Source organism: Streptomyces sp. KR55, assembly GCF_052245645.1.
Classification (GTDB): Bacteria; Actinomycetota; Actinomycetes; order Streptomycetales; family Streptomycetaceae; genus Streptomyces; species Streptomyces flavusporus.
The window spans coordinates 1-4,191 of sequence record NZ_JBQQCE010000641.1; the positions used below are offsets into that span (position 1 = coordinate 1).

The window sequence follows — 4,191 nt, forward strand, 5'->3', positions numbered from 1 at the left end:
AGGATTTCCGTTCGCACCCCGAAGCGCTCACGCGGACACGCGGGTCACGGCAACGACCGCTCGCACTCACTCCCGCTCACCAGAACACGCTTGAGCACACTTCAACGGCCGCAGTTCCACACCCCGCGCCGCTGACCTCCTGCGAAAGGCACATCATGAGAAACGGATCGTGCCCATCTGTCCCTACGTGGCCAAGTTCCTCAAGAGGCATGCCGAGTTCGCCGACTCCGTGACGCCCGACGTTCTGCGGTGGCTGGAGGCGGAACTGGGCTGACGGGGATGGGGTGTGCGCCGGCGGGCCGCGCGCGGCGCAGTCGTGGTCATCGCTCCGGCGGGGCGGAATAGGGACGCCTCGGGCCGCGTTGCGGGGATATAGTTGATGCATCAACCCATGTAGAACGAAAGGCTGAGACGATGCAGTTCGGCATCTTCACCGTCGGCGATGTGAGCACCGACCCGACTACGGGCCGTACGCCGACCGAGCACGAGCGGATCAAGGCGATGGTCGAGATCGCGCAGAAGGCTGAAGAGGTGGGACTGGACGTCTTCGCCACCGGCGAGCACCACAACCGGCCCTTCGTGCCGTCGTCCCCGACCACGATGCTGGGCTGGATCGCCGCCCGCACGGAGCGGATCATCCTCTCCACGGCCACCACGCTGATCACCACCAACGACCCGGTGAAGATCGCCGAGGACTTCGCGATGCTCCAGCACCTGGCCGACGGCCGCGTCGACCTGATGATGGGCCGCGGCAACACCGGGCCCGTCTACCCGTGGTTCGGCAAGGACATCCGCGACGGCATCAACCTCGCCATCGAGAACTACGCCCTGCTCCACCGGCTGTGGCGCGAGGACATCGTCGACTGGGAGGGGCGCTTCCGCACCCCGCTGCAGGGCTTCACCTCCACGCCGCGGCCCCTGGGCGACGTACCGCCGTTCGTCTGGCACGGCTCCATCCGCTCCCCGGAGATCGCCGAGCAGGCCGCGTACTACGGCGACGGCTTTTTCCACAACAACATCTTCTGGCCCAAGGAGCACACCAAGAAGATGATCGATCTGTACCGGGAGCGGTACGCGCACTACGGCCACGGCAGCCCCGAGCAGGCCATCGTCGGCCTCGGCGGCCAGGTCTACATGCGCCACAACTCCCAGGACGCCATCCGCGAGTTCCGCCCGATCTTCGACCACTCACCCGTGATGGGCGGCGGGATATCCATGGAGGAGTACATGGAGCAGACCCCGCTGACCGTCGGCACCCCAGAGCAGGTCATCGAGAAGACGCTCACCTTCCGCGAGTACGCCGGTGACTACCAGCGCCAGCTGTTCGTCGTGGACGGCGGCGGAGTCCCGCACAAGGCCGTGCTGGAGCAGATCGACATGCTCGGCGAGGAGGTCGTACCGGTGTTGCGCAAGGAGTTCGCCAGGAACCGGCCGGCCGACGTGCCCGACGCCCCCACCCACGCCTCGCTTCTCGCCGCGCGCGCAGCGCAGCACGGGACGACCGCGGAACCGGCGGCCTGAGACCGTATGACGTGAGGTGGACGTGCGCGTGGCCGAACTGCGCGACCTGGCCACGGACATCGCCCACAACCTGGTCAACGGCTTTCCGGCAGCGGGAGGTTCGGAGGGCCGTCGGCCGCGAGGCTGACGGCCCTCCGCCTCTTTGGGGCACAGGTTCCCCGTTCCACCATCACTCCGCCGCGCGCCCTGCGGGAATCAGTCCCAAGGCTCTCCTGCGCCGAGACAGGGACGGTCCGGGTCGATCCGGCGCAGGATCTGGTGGCTGATGTCCTGCAGGTGCCGGAGCTGCGTGCTGTTGAGGGCGTCGATGACGAGGTGCCGTACCGCTTCGACGTGGCCGGGGGCGGTGGCCACCAGCTTGGCCCAGCCGGCGTCGGTGAGGATGGCGTTGGTGCCACGCCCGTCTTTGGGGCAGGGCTCTCGGTGCACCCAGCCACGCTTCTCGAGCCGCTTGACGACGTGGGACAGCCGGGACAGGGAGGCGTTGGCCTGGGCGGCGAGGTCGCTCATCCGCCGTGTGCGATCGGGCGCTTCGGAGAGCCCGGCGAGAACGAGGTACTCGAAGAACGTGATGCCGGCATCGCGCTGCAGCTGGGCGTCGAAGAGGGCCGGCAGTTTGACCACCATGGCGGCGAGCGGCAGCCATGCCTCTTGCTCGTCGCTCGTCAACCAGCGCGGTTCCTGAACGCTCGCCTCCCCCGTGCGGGGCTTCGTGTCTGCTTGCATGCATCTCACACTAGCCGAGATGGTTGATGCATCAAGTGGCGGCGGTCACGTTTGCTTGACGCTTCATGTATCAGATGCCTAGGTTTCAGTTGACGGCTCAACGAGCGGCAGAGCTTGAGGATCCCGTCTTGAGTACATCCCTCTCTGCCTGCGCTCTTCCCGCATCTGGGCGTCAAGAGCGCAGAAGGTCGCCGATCCGGGACGGACATCGGCGGCCCGGGGCGCGGTGGGCGCCCGTCCCACGAGGACCGGTGGCAACCGCATCCATCACCCGGAGCCCTCCCACTCGGGGCTTCGGAGTACATCCAGGAGAAAGACCATGAAAACCCCCCTCGCACGGCGCACCGCTACCGCGGCCGCCACTCTCGCCACCGCGGTGGCCGCCCTCCTGGCCGTGGGCGGCACCGCCTCAGCCGCGCCGGGTTCGGCAGATGACCGCGCGGCGATTGTCGCCCACTCCTCGAACGGCGAGTACGGCGACCACCGCAACGACGATCGAGGCGACCGTGACCGCCACGACGGTTGGGACGGCCGCTCGGACCGCGACCGCCACGACGGTCGGGACGGCCGTTGGGACCGCGACCGTGACCGCCACGACGGTCGGGACGGCCGCTGGGACCGCGACCGCGACCGCTACGACGGTCGGGACGGCCGTTGGGACGGCCACCGCACCTGGTACCGCGACGGCGGTGACTGGTACGGCAACGACCACGACAAGCGGTACCGCTACGACGGGGACCGGTTCTACCTGTGGGTCCACGGTAGTTGGTACGTCGTGACCGGCGATGCCCACGGTTTCGACAAGGGCATCTTCCGCTGAGTCGGGCCTCCGCCGGGTGCACCGCCGCCGTGGCGCGGTGGTGCACCCGGTATCCCAGGCCCTCAAGGAACAATGTGAGTGAGTCATGGCGATCCGCATAGACGAGCCGCTGTACATGGAACTCGTGCTCACCGCCGAGGAGCGGATGACGGTGCCGACGCAGCTGCGCTATGAACCGCACGACCCGTTTGCCGTGTGCCTCGACTTCCATGTCGGCACCGACCTCTCGGTTCCCTGGTTCATGGCCCGCGACCTGCTGGCGGAGGGCCTCTACCGGCCGACCGGGCAAGGTGATGTGCGCGTCTGGCCGACGGGCTCCGGACCCGACGCTGAGCTGAACCTCGCTCTGTCCTCACCGCACGGGACTGCCCGGCTGATTGCTCCACTCCCCGTGGTGGCTCAGTTGCTCCGGCGTGCGTACCAGATGGTGCCGGCAGGTCGTGAGACCGAGAGGCTCGACTTGGACGCCGAACTGTCGCGGCTGTTGCACGGCATCGCCTGACAGTGCTTGACCGGCAGCTTCAGGCCGGAGTCGTTCTGCGCCATGCAGGAGGTCCCGCGCGGCGCATCGAGCAGCAACTCCAGGCATGCAGTGGGCTGTCGAACGCGGACTCCACCGTCCTCGCCGTGCTCTCCGGTACCGCCGACGGCCTGCTATGCGCCTTTCACCTCAGCGCGATGACGGGCTGGGACGCGTCACCGCGATCGTGCCGGAATGAGGTGAACGGCCGTCGGTATCCCGGCCGACGGCCATCGTGAACCTCGGGTCGGCACATCGTCACCGGTGTGCGGCGGTGACCTCCTCCGAGGGGGATGAGGCGACGGTCCTTCCGGAACCGGGGTCGGCCGCCTCGTGGCGCCTGGTCAGGAATCGGTCCAGCAGGGTGCTCCCGAGCGCCGCCACCGCGAAGGCCGCACCGACCCACGCCGTGACCTCCAGTCCGACCCCGCGTCGATGAGCAGGCCCCCCACCCAGGGGGCGACGGCGATACCGAGGTTGAAGGCGGCGATGTTGACGGCGCCGCCGAGCGTCCTGGCCTCGCCCAGGACGCCGAACACCCGGGAGTTCACGGCCGGGTTGGTGAGGAAGCCTGCCCCGCCCAGCAGCACCGCCAGCGGGATCA

General features: G+C 68.4%; 4 protein-coding genes and 2 pseudogenes. 4 read left to right on the top strand and 2 right to left on the bottom strand.

Translation table 11 applies throughout. The annotated features are described in order from the left end of the window. Window positions 1–160: 160 nt before the first annotated feature. A pseudogene (locus ACTWQJ_RS47375) lies at window positions 161–274 on the top strand (N-acetyltransferase); the annotation flags it as partial. Between the two features lie 140 nt (window positions 275–414). Further along, window positions 415–1,521 carry an LLM class flavin-dependent oxidoreductase gene (locus ACTWQJ_RS47380; protein WP_443312569.1) on the top strand — a complete coding sequence of 369 codons (1,107 nt, stop codon included), beginning with the start codon at window positions 415–417 and terminating at the stop codon, window positions 1,519–1,521. Between the two features lie 195 nt (window positions 1,522–1,716). On the opposite strand, the gene ACTWQJ_RS47385 is transcribed toward ACTWQJ_RS47380, so the two are convergent. After that, a complete protein-coding gene (locus ACTWQJ_RS47385; RefSeq protein ID WP_443312570.1) occupies window positions 1,717–2,247 on the bottom strand; it encodes a MarR family winged helix-turn-helix transcriptional regulator in 531 nt (176 codons plus the stop codon). 319 nt (window positions 2,248–2,566) lie between these two features. Between ACTWQJ_RS47385 and ACTWQJ_RS47390 the strand changes: the two genes are divergently transcribed. Then, window positions 2,567–3,067, top strand: a complete 501-nt coding sequence (locus ACTWQJ_RS47390) for a hypothetical protein (protein ID WP_443312571.1) — start codon at window positions 2,567–2,569, stop codon at window positions 3,065–3,067. Between the two features lie 85 nt (window positions 3,068–3,152). Continuing rightward, window positions 3,153–3,569: an SsgA family sporulation/cell division regulator gene (locus ACTWQJ_RS47395; RefSeq protein WP_443312572.1), complete on the top strand. Its 417-nt coding sequence runs from the start codon at window positions 3,153–3,155 to the stop codon at window positions 3,567–3,569. Between the two features lie 362 nt (window positions 3,570–3,931). Here ACTWQJ_RS47395 and ACTWQJ_RS47400 read toward each other — a convergent pair. Then, window positions 3,932–4,191, bottom strand: a pseudogene (locus ACTWQJ_RS47400) (hypothetical protein); the annotation flags it as partial.

Coding starts and splice junctions, on each gene's coding strand:
- ACTWQJ_RS47385 (WP_443312570.1), bottom strand. CDS start 2,247: ATGCAAGCAGACACGAAGCCCCGCACGGGGGAGGCGAGCGTTCAGGAA.
- ACTWQJ_RS47390 (WP_443312571.1), top strand. CDS start 2,567: ATGAAAACCCCCCTCGCACGGCGCACCGCTACCGCGGCCGCCACTCTC.
- ACTWQJ_RS47395 (WP_443312572.1), top strand. CDS start 3,153: ATGGCGATCCGCATAGACGAGCCGCTGTACATGGAACTCGTGCTCACC.
- ACTWQJ_RS47380 (WP_443312569.1), top strand. CDS start 415: ATGCAGTTCGGCATCTTCACCGTCGGCGATGTGAGCACCGACCCGACT.